The sequence below is a fragment of the Bacteroides sp. OM05-10AA genome (genome assembly GCF_003439055.1).
GTDB lineage: Bacteria > Bacteroidota > Bacteroidia > Bacteroidales > Bacteroidaceae > Bacteroides > Bacteroides intestinigallinarum.
The window spans coordinates 280024-304774 of sequence record NZ_QSUR01000002.1 but is presented as its reverse complement, the minus strand read 5'-3'; the positions used below and the strand labels follow the sequence as shown (position 1 = coordinate 304774).

Annotated in this window: 13 protein-coding genes; 9 read left to right on the top strand and 4 right to left on the bottom strand. The window is 41.8% G+C overall.

Features of this window, described 5'->3' with window-relative positions:
- Positions 1 to 3 precede the first annotated feature (3 nt).
- From DXB58_RS02445 to DXB58_RS02405, 9 genes are all read left to right on the top strand, one after another.
- Positions 4 to 1374, top strand: a complete 1371-nt coding sequence (locus DXB58_RS02445) for an MFS transporter (protein ID WP_122135794.1) — start codon at positions 4 to 6, stop codon at positions 1372 to 1374.
- Positions 1375 to 2568, top strand: a complete 1194-nt coding sequence (locus tag DXB58_RS02440; RefSeq protein WP_117932897.1) for an AGE family epimerase/isomerase — start codon at positions 1375 to 1377, stop codon at positions 2566 to 2568.
- A 36-nt stretch (positions 2569 to 2604) separates the two neighbouring features.
- Complete coding sequence (locus tag DXB58_RS02435) at positions 2605 to 3243, top strand: hypothetical protein (protein ID WP_117932895.1); 639 nt, start codon at positions 2605 to 2607, stop codon at positions 3241 to 3243.
- A 407-nt stretch (positions 3244 to 3650) separates the two neighbouring features.
- Complete coding sequence (locus DXB58_RS02430) at positions 3651 to 4175, top strand: NUDIX domain-containing protein (protein ID WP_122135793.1); 525 nt, start codon at positions 3651 to 3653, stop codon at positions 4173 to 4175.
- 178 nt (positions 4176 to 4353) lie between these two features.
- On the top strand, positions 4354 to 5664 hold the full coding sequence (locus tag DXB58_RS02425) for an ATP-binding protein (protein ID WP_122135792.1): 1311 nt from the start codon (positions 4354 to 4356) through the stop codon (positions 5662 to 5664).
- Between the two features lie 23 nt (positions 5665 to 5687).
- Positions 5688 to 8705, top strand: a complete 3018-nt coding sequence (locus DXB58_RS02420) for a tetratricopeptide repeat protein (protein ID WP_122135791.1) — start codon at positions 5688 to 5690, stop codon at positions 8703 to 8705.
- Positions 8706 to 8726: 21 nt separating this feature from the next.
- Complete coding sequence (locus DXB58_RS02415; protein WP_122135790.1) at positions 8727 to 10448, top strand: TonB-dependent receptor; 1722 nt, start codon at positions 8727 to 8729, stop codon at positions 10446 to 10448.
- A 272-nt stretch (positions 10449 to 10720) separates the two neighbouring features.
- Positions 10721 to 13066 carry a type I DNA topoisomerase gene (gene topA, locus DXB58_RS02410; protein ID WP_004323094.1) on the top strand — a complete coding sequence of 782 codons (2346 nt, stop codon included), beginning with the start codon at positions 10721 to 10723 and terminating at the stop codon, positions 13064 to 13066.
- A 72-nt stretch (positions 13067 to 13138) separates the two neighbouring features.
- Positions 13139 to 15163, top strand: coding sequence for an LruC domain-containing protein (locus DXB58_RS02405; protein ID WP_009001024.1), 2025 nt, complete (start codon positions 13139 to 13141; stop codon positions 15161 to 15163).
- A gap of 236 nt (positions 15164 to 15399) precedes the next feature.
- Here DXB58_RS02405 and DXB58_RS02400 read toward each other — a convergent pair whose 3' ends face one another.
- The 4 genes from DXB58_RS02400 to DXB58_RS28070 form a co-directional block, all read right to left on the bottom strand.
- Positions 15400 to 16587 (bottom strand): low temperature requirement protein A, encoded by a 1188-nt coding sequence (locus DXB58_RS02400; protein ID WP_122135789.1) that lies wholly within the window; start codon positions 16585 to 16587, stop codon positions 15400 to 15402.
- 61 nt (positions 16588 to 16648) lie between these two features.
- Positions 16649 to 18466 carry an arginine--tRNA ligase gene (gene argS / locus DXB58_RS02395; protein ID WP_122135788.1) on the bottom strand — a complete coding sequence of 606 codons (1818 nt, stop codon included), beginning with the start codon at positions 18464 to 18466 and terminating at the stop codon, positions 16649 to 16651.
- A 48-nt stretch (positions 18467 to 18514) separates the two neighbouring features.
- Positions 18515 to 22822, bottom strand: a complete 4308-nt coding sequence (locus tag DXB58_RS02390) for a two-component regulator propeller domain-containing protein (RefSeq protein ID WP_369906988.1) — start codon at positions 22820 to 22822, stop codon at positions 18515 to 18517.
- Between the two features lie 217 nt (positions 22823 to 23039).
- On the bottom strand, positions 23040 to 24746 hold the full coding sequence (locus DXB58_RS28070; protein ID WP_233527218.1) for a sialate O-acetylesterase: 1707 nt from the start codon (positions 24744 to 24746) through the stop codon (positions 23040 to 23042).
- Positions 24747 to 24751: the final 5 nt, after the last annotated feature.

Sequence of the window (24751 nt, the reverse complement as noted above, 5' to 3'; positions counted from 1 at the left end):
ACTATGATAAAACTTCAGGAAAAAATTGGATATGGTTTGGGCGATATGGCTTCTTCTATGTTTTGGAAGTTGTTCGGCTCCTATCTGATGATTTTTTATACAGATGTTTTCGGAATGTCTGCTGCAGTAGTAGGTACGATGTTTCTCGTCACCCGTATATGGGATTCCGCGTTTGACCCGATTGTCGGTGTAATAGCCGACCGGACTCAATCACGCTGGGGAAAATTTCGTCCTTATCTATTATATCTGGCCATCCCTTTTGCATTGATAGGAATACTCACATTTATGACTCCGGATTTAAGTGACACCGGCAAAATAGTGTATGCCTATATAACCTATTCGCTGATGATGATGGTGTATTCGGCCATTAATGTGCCTTATGCTTCATTACTCGGTGTCATAAGCCCGGAATCAAAAGACCGGAATACACTCTCCACCTACCGTATGACATTTGCGTATATCGGCAGTTTTATCGCGTTGCTCTTGTTTATGCCGATGGTCAATTTCTTCAGTAAAGACCATAGTGAACAATACGGTTGGATGATGAGTGTCGTTGTCATTGCCGTGTTATGTGCTTTGCTTTTTTACGGATGCTTTGCCTGGACAAAAGAACGCGTAAAGCCTATCCGGGAACAGCAGAACTCATTGAAAACTGATTTGTCGGACTTACTTCATAACCGTCCCTGGTGGATTCTTTTAGGAGCCGGGATTGCCGCTTTGGTGTTCAACTCCATTCGCGACGGGGCAACAGTGTATTACTTCAAATACTATATCGTAGAGGAAGAACATGCCTCTATTTCTCTGTTCGGCATTTCTTTTGTGTTAAGCGGGCTATATCTGGCAGTGGGGCAAGCTGCCAATATTTTAGGAGTCATTCTGGCTGCTCCGTTAAGTAACAGCATTGGTAAAAAGAAAACATACATGGGAGCCATGCTGATAGCCACAGTGTTTTCCGTCATCTTTTATTGGCTGGATAAAGAGGAATTGGTGCTTATTTTCACTTTTCAGATATTAATCAGTATTTGTGCGGGAAGCATATTTCCTTTATTATGGTCGATGTATGCGGACTGTGCTGATTACTCTGAATTGCAGACCGGTCATCGTGCCACAGGGCTTATCTTTTCTTCATCTTCCATGAGCCAGAAATTTGGTTGGGCTATCGGTAGTGCAGCAACAGGATGGTTATTGGCATTTTTCGGGTTTGAAGCTAACGCTATACAGAGTGCCGAGACTATTCATGGAATTAAAATGTTCCTAAGTTGGTTGCCGGCTGTAGGGACGGTTCTTAGCATACTTTTTATAAGTCTGTATCCTTTATCGGAAGAACGGATGTGTGAGATAACCAATCAGTTGAACGCTAAAAGAAAGGAATAAATGGAAAAGACAGTAACAAAGTTAAGGGAAGAAATGCAGAGTGTACTGACAGAGAATATTCTTCCTTTTTGGATGAATCGCATGGTAGATACAGAGCATGGCGGCTTTCATGGATGTATTGCCGGTAATGGAGAAGTGATTGGTGGGGCTCCGAAAGGAGTAGTATTGAATGCACGTATTCTATGGACATTTTCATCCGCCTATCGCCTGCTCTGTAAAGAAGAATATTTGGAAATGGCAACCCGCGCTAAAAGAGAAATCATCGATCATTTTTACGATCCTGTATATGGAGGCGTATATTGGTCACTTTCCGAAGACCATACTCCTTTGGACACCAAAAAACAAATATATGCGTTGGGATTTGCTATTTATGGACTTAGTGAGTATTTTCGAGCGACGGAAGATAAAGAGGCATTGGAGTACGCCATACGTTTATTCAATGATATTGAAGAACACAGCTTTGACCGGAAAAAAAACGGATATTGTGAGGCGCTGACCCGTGAATGGGAAACAATAGAAGATATGCGTTTGAGCGAAAAGGATGAGAATGAACGGAAAACAATGAATACGCATTTACATATTCTGGAACCTTATGCCAATTTATACCGGGTATGGAAAGATGACTGGCTGGAAAGACAACTACGGAATCTTATAGAGCTTTTCACAGAGCGAATCATAAACTTTGAAACAAAGCATTTGGATCTGTTTTTTGATGATGACTGGAACAGTAAATATAACATTGTTTCGTACGGGCACGATATCGAAGCTTCCTGGCTCCTGCATGAAGCAGCTTTAACTCTTGGCGACAGACGGCTGGCAGAGCGTATCGAACCTTATGTAATTGACATGGCAGAAGCCGCCTCTGAAGGATTTCTTCCCGGTGCAGGTATGATTTATGAGATGCATGGTGACCGTGCCTCAATAGATGCCGACCGGCATTGGTGGGTGCAAGCTGAATCTGTTGTGGGTTATATGAATCTTTACCAGTATTTTGACGACTGTTTGTCATTAGTACGGGCTACCCAATGCTGGGAGCTCATAAAAGAACATTTGATCGACAGCGAAGGAGAATGGTTCTGGAGCCTACGAGCAGATGGTACAGTGAATAAAACCGATGATAAAGCCGGCTTCTGGAAATGTCCCTATCATAATGGAAGGATGTGTATGGAGGTAATAGAACGTTTTCACGAATAAATATAAATTACTATCTTACAACAAAACAGCTATCTTATGATTAGAAAAACAAGCAAGAAGTGGCTGATCACTTTATTACTTATTATTTGCTACTCATCAATTAGCGTAGCACAGCAAACTATACAACTAAGTGGAAAAAGTCAAGGTAAGCGTTTTGATGGTATTGGGGTAGTTAATGGAGGCGGTGCAACATCCGTCTTACTGAAGGACTATCCTGAACAACAGCGTAACGAAATCATGGATATGGTCTATAAACCTATGTTCGGTGGTTCTGTCAGTTCATTGCTCGTAGAAATTCCCGGTGACGGCAACTGTACTCTGGTTATCACCCGAGGAAAACGCGACCAGAAAGAGCTCATTGGCGGTGCTGAACAGCAAGCCATGATCCTTGCTCGTACCGATATGGAGATTGGTGGTGAATACACGCTGGCCAGTGTCAAGATTGAAGGTGTCAACGCCTGCCAATGGCATTCATTGAAACTACGCCTCCTTGGCGACGAACTAACAGGTTTTGTAGATGGAAAGGAAGTGGTGAAAGCTACATCAGCCCACTATCTACGCGGTATGGCCGGACTAATGGCTCCGTTACAAAAACAGCGTATCTGCACCCCCTATTTTGACAATCTCAAGATTCAGCCCATTGGGCGCACCAAAGGTTACAAACGTTGGATATAAGACCAATGTACCCTTCCCACCAGGCAAATTATCGCGAGTAAAATAGACTTATCCAATAAAGAATGATGAGGAAGTCAAATTTGTCTATCATCTAAAAGGAGACAATTCTCAACAGAATCATCAATGAAAAATCATAAGATCAAATCTATATCTCCGTTAATATCCCCCAATTAACAAGACGTTAATTGCTTCCAACAGATAGTACTTCTATTGTTATGGAAGCTAAATAACTCATATAACGGGAGTATTATTAATAGTTTCAAAAAAAGTAGGAAATAGGAGTTAGAAATAACTCTTATTTCCTACTTTCTGCAATACAGGGCTCATTATTCCTCCTTTTTGTTTACTTAATCTCGTTTTTTTATAACTTTGCAAGCATAAACAAAAACCTGGAAATATATACGATCATGGAACATCCTCTTGCCCAATTCCTATATTGCCCTGAATGTGGTTCCTCTCATTTTGAGATCAACAACGAGAAATCTAAAAAATGTGCAGATTGCGGCTTTGTCTATTATTTCAATCCTTCTGCCGCCACAGTAGCACTCATCTTGAATGAGAAAAATGAACTGCTTGTCTGCCGACGTGCCAAAGAGCCAGCCAAAGGAACTCTCGACCTACCCGGCGGATTCATCGATATGAATGAAACGGGCGAAGAAGGTGTTGCCCGCGAAGTACTGGAAGAAACAGGGCTGAAAGTTAAAAAAGCCGTTTACCAGTTCACACTTCCCAATATTTATGTTTATTCAGGTTTTCCTGTACACACACTCGATATGTTTTTCCTCTGCACTGTAGAAAACATGAGCCATTTCTCCGCTATGGATGATGTAGCAGATGTTTTCTTCCTGCCTCTCTCCGAAATTCATCCGGAAGATTTTGGACTGGATTCTATCCGGCGAGGACTTATTCTGTTTCTAGCTCAATACCACTAAAATCATTCTATCAGTCTGATATAATGCGTATTTTTTATCATCAGAGCAATTTATCACATAATCTTAAACAATCATATTATATTACTATAAATGAACAAAATACAACATATTGTGTTACCTTTGTAACCATCATTAATTTAATGACCATTAAATTAACCGCCATTAAGATAGTAATAATATGAAGTTCTACGACCGAAAGAAAGAAATGGCGATACTGTATGCAGCTAAAGAGCAATCACAAACGAGCGCTTGCTTTACTGTAATGACCGGACGCCGACGGATCGGAAAAACAGCTCTACTTTTAGAGTCTATCAAAGACACCCGATTCGTATATATATTTGTAGCAAGAAAGAGTGAAGTCCTGCTTTGCGCACAATATCAACCTGTCATTGAGGAAACACTTGGCATTCGTATCTATGGAGAAATCAGAGAGTTCGCACAGCTCTTTGAACTGCTGATGCAACATTCCCAAAAGGAAAATTTCACATTAATCATTGACGAATTTCAAGAATTTCTCTATATCAATCCGTCTATCGTCAGTGACATACAACGTATCTGGGATCAATATCACGCGACTTCCAGAATCAATTTCATTGTATGCGGTTCCGTTTATTCAATGATGAAAAAAATATTCGAAGACCGCAAGGAGCCACTATACGGACGCCTTACCGCCCAAATTTCTCTGCATCCATTCACCACCACCGTTATCAAAGAGATTCTGGCAGACCATGCCCCCCAATTCACATCGGAAGATTTGCTTTGCCTGTATTTGCTGACAGGTGGAGTAGCCAAATACATCACCCTATTGATAGAAGCGAAAGCATTTAATAAAACAGCCATGATAAATTATGCGCTTTCCGAAGGCTCACCATTTCTGACAGAAGGCAAAGACATGCTGATTTCCGAATTCGGGAAAGACTATGCCAATTATTTTTCTATCCTATCTCTCATTGCGGAAGGAAAAACAACACAACGAGAGATTGATTCCATCATCAATAAAAACACCGGTTCCTATTTAGCCAACCTTGAGGATGAATATTCATTAATCAAAAAAGTGAAACCGATGTTCGCTAAACCTAATAGTCGTTCCACCCGTTATTGCCTGCAAGACAATTTTCTACGATTCTGGTTTCGCTTCATTTTCCCAAACAACGCAGTACTGGAAATGGGGAAAAACCATTTACTGATAGAATATGTAGAAAAGAACTACGAACAATACAGCGGCCTACTGTTAGAAAAATATTTCCGTGAACGTATCGCTGAAGAAGAGGAAGTTACTGACGTAGGTAACTATTGGGACAAAAACGGAGAAAATGAAATAGACCTGATTGCCCTCAACCGATTTAACAAAACAGCATTTATCGGAGAAGTAAAAAGAAATCCGAGAAAAATAAGTATCCCGGCATTGGAAAAGAAAGGAGAAACTTTACATAAAGAATTAAATGATTATAAAATAACTTTCAAAGGATTCTCATTGAAAGATATGTAGTACTTTTGCATAAACACCCGATTATGAAAAAAGAAATTACTAGACTCATTTGTGCGGCTATCTGCTGCACGCCTATGATAGGATTTGCTCAGACAAGTGATAAGTTCACTTCGACCGACAACCTTTATAAAGAAGGGAAAGAACTTTTCCAGGAAAAAAATTATGCAGCCGCCCTGCCGGCACTAAAAGCATTTGTAAAACAAAAGCCAGCCGCCAGCCTTCTTCAAGACGCAGAATACATGCTGGCCAGTTCCGCTTATGAACTGAAAGACAAGAACCGGATCGAAATCCTACGCAAGTATCTCGACCGCTATCCGGACACTCCTTACGCCAACCGTATTTATGCACTATTAGCCTCCTGCTATTTCTATGAAGAAAAATACGACGAAGCACTAGCACTCTTCAACTCTGCCGACCTCGGTCTACTGGGTAATGAGGAACGGGATGACTGCACTTACCAATTGGCTACCTGTTATCTGAAAACCGATAATCTGCGAGAAGCAGCAATTTGGTTTGAAACATTGCGCGCCAACAGTCCCAAATATGCCAAAGACTGTGATTATTATCTCTCTTATATCCGCTATACGCAAAAACGCTATAACGAAGCACTGAAAGGCTTCCTGCCGTTACAGGACGATTCGAAGTACAAAGCACTTGTCCCCTATTACATTGCCGAAATTTATGCACAGCTTCAAAACTATGATAAGGCACAGATTGTAGCACAAAACTATCTGTCGGCCTATCCAAATAACGAGCATGCCGCAGAGATGTATCGCATTCTGGGAGATGCCTACTACCACTTCGGACAATATCACCAAGCTGTAGAAGCATTCAACAATTACCTGAACAAAGATCATTCGGCTCCACGCCGCGATGCTCTTTATATGTTAGGGCTCTCCTACTATCAGACGAAAGTCTATTCCAAAGCAGCCGAAACATTAGGCAAGGTCACAACTGCCAATGATGCCCTTACTCAAAATGCATACCTCCACATGGGGCTCTCTTATCTGCAACTGGCAGAAAAAAGCAAAGCCCGCATGGCTTTCGAACAGGCAGCCGCCTCCAGTGCTAATATGCAAATCAAGGAACAGGCAGCTTACAATTACGCTCTTTGCCTGCATGAAACTTCCTTCTCCGCTTTCGGCGAATCCGTCACTGCCTTCGAGAAGTTCCTGAATGAATTCCCGACTTCTCCTTACGCTGAAAAAGTCAGCAGCTATTTGGTAGAAGTTTACATGAATACCCGCAGTTATGATGCAGCCCTGAAATCCATCGACCGGATAGCCAAACCAAGTGCACAAATATTGGAAGCCAAACAGAAAATCCTGTTCCAACTAGGTACACAAGCATTTGCTAATGCTGATTTCACACAGGCTCTTAAATATCTGAATCAATCCATCGCCATCGGACAATACAACCGGCAGACCAAAGCAGACGCTTACTACTGGTGTGGCGAATCTTACTACCGCCTCAACCGAATGACGGAAGCAACCCGTGACTTCAACGCTTACCTGCAACTCACCACCCAGCCCAATAACGAAATGTACGCACTTGCCAACTACAACCTAGGGTATATCGCTTTCCACCGCAAAGACTATACACAGGCAAGCAATTATTTCCAAAAGTACATCCAACTGGAAAAAGGTGAAAATACAACCGCGCTTGCCGATGCCTATAACCGTATCGGTGACTGTTACCTGCATGTACGCAGCTTCGAAGAAGCCAAACATTACTACTCACAAGCGGAACAAATGAATACTCCTTCCGGCGACTATTCTTTCTATCAACTCGCTCTCGTATCGGGACTACAGAAAGATTATTCCGGCAAAATCACTTTGTTAAACCGACTGGTGGGTAAATATCCTTCTTCTCCTTATGCAGTAAATGCCATTTATGAGAAAGGGCGTTCTTATGTCCTAATGGATAACAACAATCAAGCCATTACCTCTTTCAAAGAATTGCTAAGCAAATACCCCGAAAGTCCTGTCAGCCGGAAAGCCGCTGCAGAAATCGGATTATTGTACTATCAGAAAGGAGACTACAATCAGGCTATCGGAGCTTACAAGGAAGTAATCGAAAAATATCCGGGCAGCGAAGAAGCCCGCCTTGCCATGCGTGACTTGAAATCTATTTATGTAGACCTGAACCGCATCGACGAATTTGCAGCTTTAGCAAATGCCATGCCGGGACATATCCGTTTCGATGCCAATGAACAAGACTCACTTACATATGCCGCTGCAGAAAAGATTTATATAAAAGGCCGGATGGAAGAAGCCAAAACAAGTCTCAACAAATACTTGCAGACTTTCCCGGAAGGTGCTTTCAGCTTGAATGCGCATTATTACCTCTGCCTGATTGGTAACGAACAGAAGAATTACGATATGGTTCTTCTCCATTCCGGTAAGTTATTGGAGTATCCTAACAACCCATTTGCAGAAGAAGCACTAATCTTGCGTGCCGAAGTGCAGTTCAACCAACAAAACATGGCCGAAGCATTGGCTAGCTATAAAATGTTGAAAGAAAAAGCAACTAACGTAGAACGTCGCCAACTTGCCGAAACAGGTATTTTGCGTTGCGCCTTCCTGTTGAGAGATGACATAGAAACCATCCATGCAGCTACCGACCTGCTTGCAGAAGCCAAACTTAGTCCAGAGTTAAGGAACGAAGCTCTTTATTACCGTGCTAAAGCCTACACCAAGCAAAAGGCTGACAAAAAAGCACTGGAAGATTATCGTGAACTGGCAAAAGATACACGTAACTCTTACGGTGCCGAAGCAAAATATCAGGTTGCACAATCACTCTATGATGCAAAAGAATATGCCGCTGCAGAGAAAGAATTGCTCAACTATATAGAACAGAGCACACCTCATGCTTATTGGCTGGCACGTAGTTTTGTCCTTCTGTCCGATGTTTACCACGCTACAGGTAAAGATCTGGATGCACGTCAGTATCTGTTAAGTTTGCAACAGAATTACCAGGGTAATGACGATATTCAAAGCATGATTGAAAGCAGACTTCGTAAATTGAAAGTTGAGAATTGAGAATTAAATAAATAGAAAAGTATGAAACGATCTCATTATATAATAGGAGGGCTCGCATTGGCAATCTCAATGCCATCCTGCCTTCAAGCCCAAACGACCCAACCGAAGGATACGACAATGAACCGCACGGTCATTGTGGAACAAGAATATAATCCGGACATTATGGATGCTTCGAAAGTGAACGTCCTTCCTAAAGTAGAAGAACCGACAGTGAGCAAGAAAGAGGTCGAATATGCTACGACATTCTTTCCGGCTACTTCTGTTCCGGCAGGTCTGATGCGTCCCTATACCGGAAAAGAAATTCAGCCAGGCACTACTCCCGGATATGTACGTGCCGGATATGGCAATTATGGCAATTTAGATGTTCTTGCCAATTATCTATTCCGCCTGTCGAAGAAAGATAAGCTGAATGTTCGTTTCCAAATGGATGGAATGGATGGTAAGTTAACTCTTCCTTTCACAGATGGAGAGAAATGGAATGCTTTCTACTACCGCACACGTGCTAATGTGGATTATACACATCAATTTAATAAATTGGATTTAAATATTGCCGGAAACTTCGGATTGAGCAACTTCAACTTCCAACCGGGGAGCGTAAACAGCAAACAGAAATTCACATCCGGTGACTTTCATGCAGGCATTCATTTCATTGATGAGACTGCACCACTGCGTTTCAATGCAGAAACAAATCTGTTGATGTATGAACGTCAGCATAACATGTTCAATGAATCTGAAGCCAATACAGGTATCAAGGAGACAATCATACGTACCAAAGGTGATGTCACGGGAGCTATCGGTGACCAACAATTAATAACTATCGCTTTGGAAATGAACAATCTTCTCTACAGCGGATATACAAAGAATGTTTCCACCGGAGATGAATATTTCAAGAACTACACAACGCTTCTTCTAAATCCATATTATGAACTGGATAATGATGACTGGAAATTGCATATCGGAGCCAATGTAGATTTATCTTTCGGATTTGATAAGTCTTTCCGTATTTCACCCGATATCACTGCACAGTATATTTTTTCTGATAGCTACATTGTTTATGCAAAAGCAACTGGCGGTAAGCAACTGAATGATTTCCGCAGATTAGAAAACATCTGTCCTTACGGTGAACTGCCGGAGGCAAATACCACTGCTACTTTGGGATATGTACAACGTCCTTATGATACTTACGAGCAAATCAACGGTAGTATCGGATTCAAAGCAAGCCCTTATCCGGGACTTTGGTTCAACGTGTTCGGTGGTTATCAGAATCTAAAGAACGACTTATCTTATTTAGGTTTTGACCCGAGTAATCTTCATTCAGGCTCTTATCTTTCTTTTGCTCAAGATAATACAGACAATCTCTACCTTGGCGGTGAAATCAGTTACGATTACAAAGATATCCTCGGAATATCAGCTAAATATACTTACCGTAATTGGGACAGCAAAACAGAGGAATATCTGTTGGCTGTGAAACCTGTCAGTGAAATGTCTTTCAATGTACGTATTCATCCGATCTCTGCTCTTAACATAAATCTGGGTTATGATTACATCAACCGGAAAGAAGTGAAAGAGTATGCAAAAATGACCGCAATTAATGATTTGCATATCGGAGCCAGCTATAATGTATTCAAAGGAGTATCCGTTTATGCGCAAGTACATAACCTGCTGAACAAGAAATATCAATATTATTTGGGTTATCCTACGGAAGGATTCAATTTCCTGGGAGGATTGAGTTTCCGGTTCTAAGGAAAATAGACAGAATATAATAAAAACACAATATGCCCATCCCGTACTATTCGAGATGGGCATATTGCATTAAATATCATCTTATTTCATTTTAACATATACCACCGAACATCCTGAATCAAATTTTAAGATTTACCATATTAGCCTTTACCTTCACAGATGTAAATTTCAAGATTTTATTAAATTCTCCTTATAATATAAGGTAGGGAGAATCTTTTTTTTTACTTTTGTCCCCGAATATTGTGGTACAAGCCATTATAAAAGAAAGAATTATGCAGAAAAACCTTGTCATTGTCGAGTCTCCGGCAAAAGCAAAAACGATTGAAAAGTTTCTTGGGAAAGATTTTAAAGTCCTTTCTAGTTACGGACACATACGCGATCTGAAGAAAAAAGAATTCAGCATCGACGTAGAGAAGAATTTTACACCTAGCTACGAAATCCCGGCAGACAAAAAGGCTCTGGTTAACACACTGAAGACAGAAGCTAAAGACGCAGAAACCGTATGGCTCGCATCCGATGAGGACCGCGAAGGAGAAGCGATCGCCTGGCACCTGTATGAGGTCTTAAAACTAAAACCGGAAAACACAAAACGAATCGTATTTCATGAAATTACGAAAAGCGCTATTTTAAAAGCAATTGAACAACCACGCGACATTGACCTCAACCTCGTAAACGCACAGCAAGCACGACGGATTCTGGACCGTATCGTAGGTTTCGAACTCTCTCCCGTGCTTTGGAGAAAAGTGAAACCGGCACTTTCTGCCGGACGTGTTCAGTCTGTTGCTGTCCGCCTGATCGTTGAACGTGAACGCGAAATACATGCTTTCCAAACGGAAGCTGCTTATCGCATCACTGCCGTATTCCTCGTTCCAGACACAGACGGAAAACTGGTGGAGATGAAAGCTGAACTGGCTCGCCGTATTAAAACAAAAGAAGAAGCAAAAGCTTTCCTCAACGCATGTCAGGGAGCAAGCTTTGCCATCGACGATATTACTACCCGCCCGGTCAAGAAAACGCCTCCTGCTCCATTCACAACATCTACGTTGCAACAGGAAGCCGCACGCAAACTGGGATATACCGTAGCGCAGACCATGATGCTCGCGCAACGCTTATACGAATCGGGATTCATCACTTATATGCGTACAGACTCTGTCAACCTCTCGGAATTTGCGACAGCAGGCAGTAAAGACGCTATCATCAAAATGATGGGTGACCGCTACGTACACCCCCGTCATTTCGAAACAAAGACTAAGGGTGCACAAGAAGCGCATGAGGCTATCCGTCCTACCTATATGGAAAACCAGTCCGTTGAAGGAACAGCACAGGAAAAGAAACTGTACGACTTGATATGGAAACGCACCATTGCCTCACAAATGGCAGATGCGGAACTGGAAAAGACAACTGCTACCATAACAATAAGTGGCAGCAGCGATGTATTTACAGCCATCGGCGAAGTGATTAAGTTCGACGGATTCCTGCGTGTATACCGTGAATCTTATGATGATGACAACGAACAGGAAGATGAGAGCCACCTGCTTCCTCCTCTGAAAAAAGGTCAGAAGTTGGAACACGGCCCTATCATCGCAACCGAACGTTTCACCCAACGTCCTCCACGCTATACGGAAGCAAGTCTTGTACGCAAGTTGGAAGAACTGGGTATCGGACGTCCGTCTACGTATGCACCTACTATCTCTACCATCCAACAACGCGAATATGTGGAGAAAGGTAATAAAGACGGGGAAGAACGGCAGTTTAATGTCATGACATTGAAAGATCGTCAGATTAAGGATGAAAACCATACTGAAATTACCGGTGCAGAAAAGGCTAAGTTATTCCCAACGGATACCGGCACTGTGGTAAATGATTTCCTTACCGAATATTTCCCGGACATTCTGGATTTCAACTTTACCGCTAGCGTAGAAAAGGAATTTGACGAGATTGCAGAAGGAGAAGTGAAATGGACTTCTATCATGAAGAATTTCTATGATAAGTTCCATCCGTCTGTAGAAAATACATTGGCTATCAAGACGGAACATAAAGTAGGCGAACGTATTCTTGGAGAAGAACCGGGAACAGGTAAGACTGTTTCTGTTAAGATTGGTCGCTTCGGTCCTGTTGTACAGATTGGTACTGTAGAAGATGAAGAAAAACCACGCTTTGCACAAATGAAGAAAGGTCAATCCATGGAAACCATCACTTTGGAAGAAGCACTGGAATTATTCAAATTACCTCGTACACTGGGCGAATATGAAGGAAAATCAGTAAGTGTAGGTGTAGGCCGTTTCGGTCCGTATGTCCTGCACAATAAGGTATATGTATCGCTCCCGAAAACACTTGACCCGATGGAAATTACTTTGGAAGAGGCTGAACAGCTGATTCTGGAGAAACGCCAGAAAGAAGCGGAACGCCACATCAAAACGTTTGAAGAGGAGCCGGAACTTGAGATTCTGAACGGACGTTACGGACCTTATATTACCTATAAGGGTTCCAATTATAAAATTCCTAAAGATATCGTCCCACAAGATTTGAGTTTAGCTAGCTGTTTGGAACTCATCAAATTACAAGATGAAAAAGGACCAGCGACCACAAAAAAAGGACGATTCGCAAAAAAGAAATAAAAAAACTAGAAAAAGAGCAAATTATATAATTAAATGTATATATTTGCTCTTTATCTTTTAATACACAAACTTATGAAGCAAACAATTTTAAAGTATTTAATGATAGGAGTACTTGTCATATCTTCCATCAGTTGCATGGACAAAGAGCGTGACTTATCCTGGGAGAGAAGGCATATGCCAAAAGAAGCATACTTCGACTTCAACATGACCCAAGCTGTTGCTTTGGATGTTGATTATTGTTTTAAAAGCGACAATTATCGTGTCCTTTTTGATATTTACGATCAAGATCCCATTGAATACTCAGCTGATGGCACCGTGTCCCAAAAGGGCATAGAGCCTATCTACCGTGCAGTTACAGACGAAGAAGGCAAATTCAGCGGAGAGATGAATATTCCGGCAGACATCTCGGAAGTATGGTTATCATCGGATTATTTAGCCACCGCATCTCCTCTAAAACTAACGATTGACGACAGTCGTCGACTTTCATTTAATCAAGATGCATATATCACTACCTTACGTTCACAAACGGCATCAAAAACCAGAGGAGTGACCGTGAACCAACATACCTATCTAAAAGAATGGAATGTTCTTCCCGATGCAGACTGGGATGACAGCGGAAGACCAACCAACCTGGAAGCCAAAATAAATATACCTCCAGCAGATGTACTATACAACATCAAGTATGTTTTCAGAAAGGTTACAGTCAAAGATGAAAACGGTAAAAGCAAGGTTATGAACATCAGTCAGAATTATCCGGAGTTTTTTGATGGTACCATTAAAATGACTTCAGATATTCCAATTGTTAACCCGACCGAAGTGAGCCTCGTATTTATAACCAGCTCTGCTGCATGGTACAATACAGTTGGATATTACACCTATCCTACCAACAATCCGCCCCAGAGCGCGAGTGATGTAAAACAAATAATTGCATTTCCAAACACCTCTCCTATTTACAAGACTTTAGGAGCAGGAGCATTAGTGTGTGGCGAAGAAATAAAACTCAAATATTGGAATGAAGAGACACAGGAATACGAGGACAAATTTCCTGCAGGAGTCACCATTGGCTGGTGCTTGCAAGGTATGGGATTCAAGAGCAAACTCACCTCTGAAACAGATAAAGACAAAGTGGGTGATATCATAAAAGGTATGGGGGCACGCTACTCCACCAGGAATCTAAACACGAATAATACACAAAGAACTGTATCTCTCCGTGATTCCAAGTCCGGACAGATTGTAGCAGTAGGATTCGAAGATAATATTGACTTCGATTATGCAGATGCCATCTTCTATATTCATACGTCAGAAAAGAATGCTATTGACCCGGCATTGCCTGCACTGCCTGAGGACCCCGAAGCAATCCCCGAGCAATATAAAATTTCTTATTCCGGTACACTGGCTTTTGAAGACTTATGGCCTAAACTAGGTGATTACGATATGAATGACGTTATGGTAAAGTACACCAGTACAATGACCCGAAACGCTCTTGACAATCGCATTTACGAAATAGAAGACAAGTTTATCTTACAGCACTGTGGCGGTTATCTGCAAAACGGGTTTGGATATCAATTCCACAAGCTCTCAAACAGCAATGTCAAGAGTGTAAAAATAACGGGGCCTGATGCCAATGGTTTATCAAGTTCTATATACATGGAAGGAAAAGAAACAGAGCCTGGACAGTCTCACCCAACCATTTTGTTGTATGACGACATGACCAAATTCAAAAATATCACTGATGAATCAAAAAAAGAATATACTGTAACCATCACGCTTGATGGAGCCAGTGAGAAAGATGTGGTACCTCCTTATAATCCGTTTATCTTCATCAGTTCCAATGAGGGTAGAGGCAAAGAATTACATCTGATGAATTATCCCCCGACTGACAAAGCCGACTTATCAATACTGGGAACCGGAAAAGACATCTACAGACCGGAAGAAGGGATGTATTATGTTTCTGCAGACTTGATGCCGTTTGCTATCAATATGCCGGTAAGTAATCTCCCAGTTCCAGAGGAAGGGAAACGAATCGATCAATCATATCCCAAGTTCTCAGGATGGGTATCATCGAATGGGAAACAAAATAAAGATTGGTACAAATAAAGATTGATACGATTTAAATAAGAACAGGCCGGATATTGTACGGAATCGTTATCGGGACTTCGCATTGCGAACCGTCGATGAAAAATACATAATAGACATCCGTTTATAAAGGCGAAAATTACACAGTTCACACAACTTCTTGAATACTTACCAAGAATTCGTGTGAACTGTGTTTTTATTTTAAGCCACCATACAATAGGATATAAGTATTATCTGTTATAAATGGGCTTTTATTATTAAATCTTCGGCTCCCATTTTATCTTAAAACCTTTATTAGGGAATAGCATATCAAACACAATCACGAATATAAAAACAGATGTCACCAAGATATTCATCGTCAATAAAGAAATGTGATAAGGCCAGGGAAGCAGTAAAGCCAAAGCTATTACAGCAATAATATGTGATAAAGGAAGCATACGACACGTGACGTATTTATAGATACTATTTGCCAGAATATAAACGATTGGTCCGATAATCAGAACAAAAACGACTTCCGCTCTCATTTCTTGCTCGGGATGGGCAACAATCAGTTCGTCTCCTACCGCACAAATAATCAATGCTCCCACCAGTACGATATGAATTGCATTATAAATCAGCCCCAGCTTTCCGGGATTTTTCACTTCCTGTATTTTCCGGCTACCGGCTTCACTGCTCACATCAAAGTAAACCCACCACATAGCCAAGCTACCAATGAAAGATATGACAGCAGAGATAATCACAAGAGGCGTCCATTCTTCTACTTCGCTCAAAGAAGCTCCCGTCATCAATAGAGTTTCTCCAAAAGCAATAATCACAAACAACTGACAACGTTCCACCAAATGATGCCCTTCAATAGTCCATTCCTTACTACTGTCCGAACGCCCCAGACGAGGTAAAGCAAATCCGTGCATTGGGGCTGTATAGTCACAGATAGCGGCTATAATCCACAATAGAATTTGCCATTCTCCCTGCAATATGGCACCCGTAACCCAAAAGACGGCAGATATACAGAACCAGCCCATAATTCGCTTAAAATTAGCAGCCAGATGATGATCGCCTAACACCCCGATAATATAAAGTGTTCTCCCTGCCTGTATCAGGACATAGCAGATAGCAAATATCAATCCCCGGTAAGTAAAGGCGTAAGGAATGGCAGCTGCCATCACCAGCCCTACCAGCATACTGATAAAAAGAAGAATACGTATCGGCCGGGTATCCGGGTTGAACCAGTTAGTCACCCAGATGGTATGTTGCCACAACATCCAGACTGCAAACCACAGGATTGTCTCTTTCAATAATCCTTCCCAAGTGAGATTATGAAGCAAATAATGTGAAAGTTGCGTGACCGAGAAAACATAAATCAGGTCAAACAGCAGTTCGGAATAAGAGACAGTAGCAGTTTCCGTTTCTCTCTTCCGAAGCAATGGATGGGGGGAGTAAAACATACGGGGTTCCTTTTATATATAAAAGAAACCCCGCAGAAGTCTATTTTGTTCAAAGAAAGTCTTACATTCTGGAAGGAACTTCGATACCCAGCAAATTCATTCCCAAGCGAACAACTTTAGCCACATTAGCAGACAGAGCGATACGGAATACTTTCACCGCCTCATTCTCTTCGCGCAGAATACTATAGTCATGATAGAACTGATTGTATTCTTTCACTAAGTCATAAGTATAATTGGCAATAATAGACGGGCTGTAATCTTCACCGGCTTGTTTTACAACAGCAGCAAAGTCAGCAACCATTTGAATCAATCCTTCTTCCTTTTCACTCAATTCAATACCAGTCGGAATCTGTTCAGGAATTACGATACCTGATTCGGCAGCTTTCCGAAGTACAGACTGGATACGTGCATAAGTATATTGAATAAACGGACCTGTATTACCATTGAAGTCGATAGATTCTTTCGGATTGAATGTCATATTCTTACGGGCATCGACTTTCAGAATGAAATATTTCAATGCTCCCAGACCCACAATACGGGCAATATCATCAGCTTCTTCCTGTGTCAAACCATCCAGTTTGCCAAGTTCTTGTGAAGTTTCTTTAGCAGTGGCAATCATTTCCTCCATCAAGTCGTCAGCATCAACCACCGTACCCTCACGGGATTTCATCTTACCTTCCGGCAGTTCCACCATTCCGTAAGAGAAGTGTACCAGACTCTTACCCCATTCGAAACCAAGTTTATCAAGCAAGATAGAAAGCACCTGGAAGTGATAATTCTGTTCGTTACCTACTACATAAATCATCTTATTAATCGGGTAATCGGCAAAACGAAGTTTAGCCGTACCGATATCCTGAGTCATGTAGACAGAAGTACCGTCACCACGGAGAAGGAGTTTATGATCCAGTCCTTCGGCAGTCAGGTCGGCCCATACGGAACCATCTTCTTTCTTGTAGAAGAAACCTTTTTCCAGACCTTCCATTACCTTTTCTTTTCCTTCGAGGTAAGTATTGGATTCATAATAGATCTTGTCGAAGCTGACACCCATCTTCTTGTAGGTTTCGTCGAATCCGGCATATACCCAGTTGTTCATCATTTCCCACAATCCACGTACTTCCGGATCACCGGCTTCCCACTTCACCAGCATTTCGCGGGCTTCCTGCATCAATGGAGATTCAGCTTCAGCCTTTGCTTTCGCTTCATCGTCACTCATTCCCTGCGCTGTAAATTTAGCCATCAGCTCCTTTACTTCCGCTTTATAATGCTTATCGAAAGATACATAATAATCGCCTACCAGGTGGTCACCCTTCTTACCCGAAGTTTCAGGAGTTTCACCGTTTCCGTATTTCTTCCATGCCAGCATGGACTTACAGATGTGAATACCACGGTCGTTTACAATATTTGTTTTGACTACCTTATTGCCGTTTGCCGCTACAATGTTAGCCAATGCGTTACCTAAAAGGTTATTCCGCACGTGTCCCAAGTGAAGCGGTTTGTTTGTATTCGGAGAAGAATACTCAATCATCACCAATGGAGAAGCGTCAGTGACCTGCACCAAGCCGTACAGTTCATCCGCCTGAATCTCGTTCAGCAGTTCAATCCATGTAGCCGATGCAATAGTCAGGTTCAAGAACCCTTTTATCACATTAAACGCTGCTACAGCCGGATCGTTTGCCTTCAGATATTCACCGATTTCCTGTGCCGTTTGCTCCGGTCCTTTTTTTGACATCTTCAGGAAAGGAAATACCACCAACGTCAAATGTCCTTCAAATTCTTTCTTCGTTTTTTGCAACTGCACCATCTTTTCAGGGACTTCCTGACCGTAAAGTGCTTTGAGTCCGTTAAGAACGGACGCTACAAGTTTATCTTCTATCTTCATATTTACAATTATTTTCTGTGCACAAAGATACAGGATAATTTATAAAGGTTACTCTTCTGAAGCAGAATTATTCTTCGCACCACGCTGATATATAGAAGGTGAGACTCCAAATTGCATCTTAAAACGCCTGCTAAAATAGAACGGATCATCAATACCTACGCGGTAAGAAACTTCGGCGACTGTCAGATTTTCATCAGAAAGTAATAGTTCCGCCGCTTTTTTCATACGGATGATGCGCAAGTATTCATTAGGAGCATATCCGGTTACACCACGTATTTTTTTGTAAAAAGCAGTACGTCCCATCTTCATTATAGAAGCAAATTCATCAATCGTAAGGTCAGGACGGGCAAGATGTTTCTCCAGAACAACAGTCAGACGGTCGGCAAATTCTTTATCCCTGTCCGTGGAGCATACCACCGGACGCATGATGCCCGGTTCATTCAGATATTTCTCACGGAGCTTGTCGCGCTGCTCTATCAACTGGAACACACGCGCCAACAACAGTTTGATGCTGAACGGTTTGGGGATATAAGCATCTGCTCCCGATTCTATACCTTCGAGGTATTTTTCCGGTGAGTTCAGTGCAGTCAACAAAATAATAGGGATATGACTCGTATCAAAGTCCGATTTCAGTTTCTTCGTCACTTCAAATCCGGTCATTCCCGGCATCAATACATCACAGATAATGAGATCGGCATCATAGGAACGTGCCTTTTCAAAACCTGAAGTTCCGTCCGCCGCTACTTCCACTTCGAAATAAGCACCGATTTCTTCTTTCAGGAATTGACGGATATCATTATCATCTTCGATAATCAATATCTTCCGCTTATTCAACGGATTATCCACTTTTTCGTATTCCGGCAGTTCCTCCTGTTCGTCTCCAAGAAAATCAGTGGGTTCTGCCAAGTGCCCGGTATGAATATTGGCATCTTTCAGCAATGCATTATTGGGAACTAAAAAGTCTTTTTCGCTATAAGCGGACTTGTCGGTTGGGATAGACACGGTAAATACAGAACCGCCACCCTCATTTTCCGCATACTTGATAGTTCCTTTATGAACCTGTACCAACTCATGCGTCAGATGCAGCCCCACTCCGATACTATCTCCAGAAAAATTACTTTGCATGAAACGCTTGAATAATTCCGCCTGCTTCTCTTTCGGTATACCCACTCCCGAATCTGAAACCTGTATCTGCAACTGTTGTTTCGCCTCATCCACCGTTACTGACAATACAATATGTCCGTTGGAAGGGGTATATTTAAACGCATTCGATAACAGATTGTAGGTTACTTTATCCAAGTTGCCTTTATCAATAAACATTTTATAGGAAGGAACAGAAGGATTAAATTGAAAATCCATCTTCTTCTGTTCGGCTATATCACCGAAGCTAAGGAATATTTCATAGAGAAATGAGATCACATCTGTTTCCTCCAACGACAAGGCGAGTTTATTATTCTGCATTTTGCGAAATTCCAATAACTGATTAATCAACCTCAACATACGCTGTGTACTCTTATCCATCGTTTTCAGCGGATGAACCAGTTCTTTCGGAATATCACCGATACGCTGTATCCGTTCCAGTGCACCTTGAATCAATGTTAGCGGGGTGCGGAACTCATGAGAGATATTGGTAAAGAAAACCAGTTTATATTCGGTCAACTGCTTCTCTACACTGATTCGATTGCGTAAACGGTTGAAATTGCGAACTACACGATACGTAAAATAAAGAGCTACCATAGCCAACAAAGTATAGCAAAGGAAAGCCCATCCCGTTTTCCAGAAAGGCGGCTTGATAACGATAGTCAGAGTCGTCTCTTTATCACTCCAAATGCCCGCCTCATTGCAGGATTTTACATGCAGGATATAAGTGCCGGGATTCAGATATTTGTAAGAAGCAAAATTAAGTGAGGAAGGAGCACTCCATTCCTTGTCATAGTTTTCAAGCCAATACATATACTTGGCCTGTCCGCTATCGGAATAATCAAAGGTAGAGAAGTCTATCAGGAAAGAATTCTGAAAATACTTCAGTTCCATTTCGCTGGAGTAAGCCAACGAATAAGTCAGCGGAGAATCCGTTCCACCGGGAATCACCTGAATACCATTCACATATAAATCAGTAAAGACTACCGGAGAGAAAGATTCATTACTCTTTATTTGTTTGGGATCAATGACGGTCAATCCGTAGTTCGTGCCGAACAACAATTTCCCATCTGCTCCTACATAAGCACAGTTTTCACTGTATACATTGCTCAATGTATAAGAAGAAAAGAAATAATTATCGAACGAACGGATATCAGGATCAAATTTGGAAATCCCGTATTCGGTCGCAATCCAAAGTTTTCCCTCCTTGTCCTCCAAAATGGATTGTACAACGTTGTTAACCAACCCCTCTTTGACACCGTAGTGTTCATACTTCAGGACATTGTAATTATCTTCCGGCTGACAGAGATTAAGTCCCATACCCGAAGTACCTGTCCAAATCCGTCCTTTACTATCTTGAAAGATGCATCTAATTTCATTGCTGCAAAACTTGCCGTTCGTATGGCTGAACCAATGATAATTTTCAGGATCGGCTATCAAAGAATCAGGATGGAAGATGCAGATTCCCTCACTGGTTCCCATCCAGATCATTCCATTCCTGTCTTCCTGGAACACACGAACCATCTGCACGCCATACCTTCCCTGAAAGAAATGCTGAAACTTATATTTACCATCGGGAGTAGTTTCGGCCAAATCGAGTCCGCCGCCAAATGTTCCGATCCACATACGGTCTTTGGCGTCGCGGCAAATAGCGAAGATATTATTATTGGATAAGGTGGCAAGATCCAGTTTGTCATGCCTGTACCAATCATTTCCTATTTTCAGCCCTTCACCACGAGTCCCCATCCACAGTTTTCCATCGGCGTCTTTCTCGACAGCATAGATATTCGACTGAAAATAGGTCTTGTTCATCTTCTGATTGAAATGTGTATCATACGTAAACAGCCCTCCTTTACGAGTGGTAATACCAATATCTCCATTCGGCATTTCCCCTATCGTACGTATAGCATTGGAACGGTCGAATAATTCCGGATTTTCCGGATAAATGCGGGAAGTCCCCTCATTCAGTACCGAAATACGGGCTACTCCCGAGTATTCCGAGCTTACCCAAATTCCTCCTGCCCTATCCTCCATGACAAATAGAAGAAAGTCGGAATTGATATAACTATTTTCTGTAATGCCGGCGGCAAAATGTTCCAACTTGTCCTCTGCAGTGTTATAAGCAAATAGACCGTTTCCGTAAGTCGAGATCCAGATGATTCCCCTTGAATCATGGACGATATGATAACGTTCAAAGTCAATATGGTCGAGCTTCTCTTCAGGAATCAGTTGAAAAGATTTAGTCTCACCCGTAGCGGCAAGCATATAATGAACACGTCCGGTATGATTATAAATCCAGTAATCCCCGTGATTGTCACGAATAACTTCTCCTTTCTTTATATTCAGGTGAGGATCGGGAGTCAGTGTATAAGTTATGAGGTCATAATTATAGACCCCTGCGGTGGTAAGTATCACCCATTTGTCTTTTATGCGAAAGTCATCGGTAAGAGACGTTTTTCCTGCAACAGAAGAGATTGCCGCCTGTTTTACCAGTTCCCGGGCTTCTTCCTGATAAGAATAAATATCGCCGTTCTCTGTGAGGAAATAAACAGTATTTCCGTTAGCCAGCAAAGAGACAAAATGCAGGGAGCGATTTACAATCTTTACTTCGCCATTAACTACTAATGCCAGTCCGCGTTTGGTTCCTATCCAAATACGTCCATTCTCATCTTCACGTACAAAGTTCACCCGGTTATCCGGCAAATTGCCGGCTTCTGTTTTGAATACGATAGAAGTCAGCGTACCATTTTCCTGATGAACCACCCGTCGGGAACCATTGTCCGGATGCCAAAGCCAAACATCACCACCAGAAGCCAAAAAGAGTTTTGAATAATTCCGATCCTGTTCCTCCGGTTCCATATAATTCACGAAACAGGCTTTCCGCAAATCATAACAGCTATACAACCGGACAGTAGTCCCCATCCAAAGAAAGCCATGCTTATCTTCGGTGATATTAAAAATCCGGTTATCTGCCAGTGACGGCTTTCCATCATTTCCCGGCTGAAAAGTTAGAAACGAATTACCATCATAACGGCTTAATCCGTTCAATGTTCCCAGCCACAAAAAGCCTTTACTATCCTGATACATGTACCGGACAGAGTTACTGGGCAGGCCATCACTTGTTTTCATTTGGTGGGATCGCAATTCGATACTAGCATATGTATCAAGAGCGGAGACTATGAACAAAATAAAAGCGAACAGGAATCTTTGTTTTATCATAGATTTCAAGATTAATAATAAATTGTCTAACAAAAATAGCGAAGAATTTTGGAATAATAAAATTAGTCCGAACCGGAAATAAAACGAATCCACGCTTCATCCAGTCCAGACTTTACATAATTATCAAACAATCTAAAAACCTCTATATTTACCTATTCCGGCATATTCAAAGAATACCGGTATATTCAAGTGGGGCATATTCTTTACAATTCATTTATAGGGTTTCCAACCAATTTTCCAAATCTCTCATCATTTCGGCACGCTGTGCAAATGGTCTTTTATTATATCCCCATCCATGCTTACCATTAGCATAGATATGTATTTCCGAAGGTATCTTCTGTGTTATCAGTGCCTTGTGATAATTCACAGAATGAACAGGCTTCACACTTTGGTCATCGCCGGACAGCGCAATGAAAGCACAGGGAGTCTTTTTATTTACCTGCCATTCATTACTATATTTCTTTACCAACTTTGAATTTGGATTCTCTCCCAACAGATGCTTTTTCGAACCTTGATGAACATTCTGACCACCCATTGTAATCACCGGATAAAAAAGAATCTGAAAAGCCGGACGTAATTTAGCAGGAGCATGAGTAGCAACAGTAGAAGCCAAATGTCCACCAGCTGATGATCCCATTATCCCGACACTGTCTGGAAGAATATTCCACTCCTTTGCATGTTCTTTTATGTAGCGCATTGCCTCATAAGCATCCGAAACCGGAACTTCGGGATTACCGTTTGGCATCCGGTATTTCAGTACGACTGCCGCTATACTCCTTTTATTGAAATATAAAGCCCAGTCATATCCTTCATCTTTCATAGCTAAATGGTCATACCCGCCTCCGGGACAAATCAGAATTGCTTTAGCCGGTTTCTCCGAGGCAGGAAGAAACACCCTGACAGATGGTTTATAGTTATGCTTTTTATCGTCGTATCCTTCCGGTTCCTTGTCATTCGAATTAGGCAATCCCTTCTCCCATAAATCAATATCAAATGGTGATTGCATAGAGGTTACATTCACAGAAAAGGCTTGTATCATTGTTTCATACATCTGCTTACCCAAATATTCGGCAGATGTCTTATCGAAATGAAGACGATCTTTCAACAAAGTAGCTTTCGACATATCTATCAAATAAGCATTCTTATCTTCCGAAGCCAGTCGCTTCATCGCTGCTTCCACTTCTGCATTATAGCGCTTGTTCGACTTGGCGACAGAACCGAAAATGAAAGGCAATTCTGAATAGTCCTCACCTGTTTTACAGGTGAGATGGTCACGTACATAGTTCACTACATTTTTCAGATTTTCATAATAATCCGGTCCATAGGCCGAATCACTTTCTCCCTGATGCCACAGAAAAGCGTCTATATGATAACCTTCCGGCAAATGTGACAGTGTTTTTGAAATGCTATTACTTATTTGTTGAGCGAATGAAAGAAGTAACGATTTTCCCTTTTTCGCTGTAGGAGCATTTTGTGCCAACCATTCCGGTGTCGCAGACCAATACCCACCACGGGAATCTGTATTCTCCGGTGTTATTGATGTGCCACCTACCGCCCATTTTATTACATAGAACTCTTTCTGATATAACTGTTCCAACAGGTAATAAGTGACAGCATCATAGCCCCAACGGTTACGACGAGGCCAAAAGGGAACAAACTTCCCATCCACACGATTCTGTGAAATTTTACAATATTTATAAGCTCCTTTTGCAAAACCGGTACTATCTATTCCCATACTCTTGATATATTCCGGCAAATCCGCAACAGGCACCCGTCCGTCAGTATTCGACTGTCCGGCTACAATAATGACATGAGCGGGTTCCTGTGCACGTGTTGACGGACATAAAATTCCCAATATCAACAGACAAAAACAATGCCTCATCACTTTGCATACATACAAGTCCTTTAAAACAGTTTTCATCCTTC

What these genes read in the sequence shown, in the direction of transcription:
- DXB58_RS02435 (WP_117932895.1), top strand. Translation starts at nt 2,605, where the DNA reads ATGATTAGAAAAACAAGCAAGAAGTGGCTGATCACTTTATTACTTATT.
- DXB58_RS28070 (WP_233527218.1), bottom strand. Translation starts at nt 24,746, where the DNA reads ATGAAAACTGTTTTAAAGGACTTGTATGTATGCAAAGTGATGAGGCAT.
- DXB58_RS02440 (WP_117932897.1), top strand. Translation starts at nt 1,375, where the DNA reads ATGGAAAAGACAGTAACAAAGTTAAGGGAAGAAATGCAGAGTGTACTG.
- topA (WP_004323094.1), top strand. Translation starts at nt 10,721, where the DNA reads ATGCAGAAAAACCTTGTCATTGTCGAGTCTCCGGCAAAAGCAAAAACG.
- DXB58_RS02420 (WP_122135791.1), top strand. Translation starts at nt 5,688, where the DNA reads ATGAAAAAAGAAATTACTAGACTCATTTGTGCGGCTATCTGCTGCACG.
- DXB58_RS02445 (WP_122135794.1), top strand. Translation starts at nt 4, where the DNA reads ATGATAAAACTTCAGGAAAAAATTGGATATGGTTTGGGCGATATGGCT.
- DXB58_RS02415 (WP_122135790.1), top strand. Translation starts at nt 8,727, where the DNA reads ATGAAACGATCTCATTATATAATAGGAGGGCTCGCATTGGCAATCTCA.
- DXB58_RS02405 (WP_009001024.1), top strand. Translation starts at nt 13,139, where the DNA reads ATGAAGCAAACAATTTTAAAGTATTTAATGATAGGAGTACTTGTCATA.
- DXB58_RS02425 (WP_122135792.1), top strand. Translation starts at nt 4,354, where the DNA reads ATGAAGTTCTACGACCGAAAGAAAGAAATGGCGATACTGTATGCAGCT.
- DXB58_RS02400 (WP_122135789.1), bottom strand. Translation starts at nt 16,587, where the DNA reads ATGTTTTACTCCCCCCATCCATTGCTTCGGAAGAGAGAAACGGAAACT.
- argS (WP_122135788.1), bottom strand. Translation starts at nt 18,466, where the DNA reads ATGAAGATAGAAGATAAACTTGTAGCGTCCGTTCTTAACGGACTCAAA.
- DXB58_RS02430 (WP_122135793.1), top strand. Translation starts at nt 3,651, where the DNA reads ATGGAACATCCTCTTGCCCAATTCCTATATTGCCCTGAATGTGGTTCC.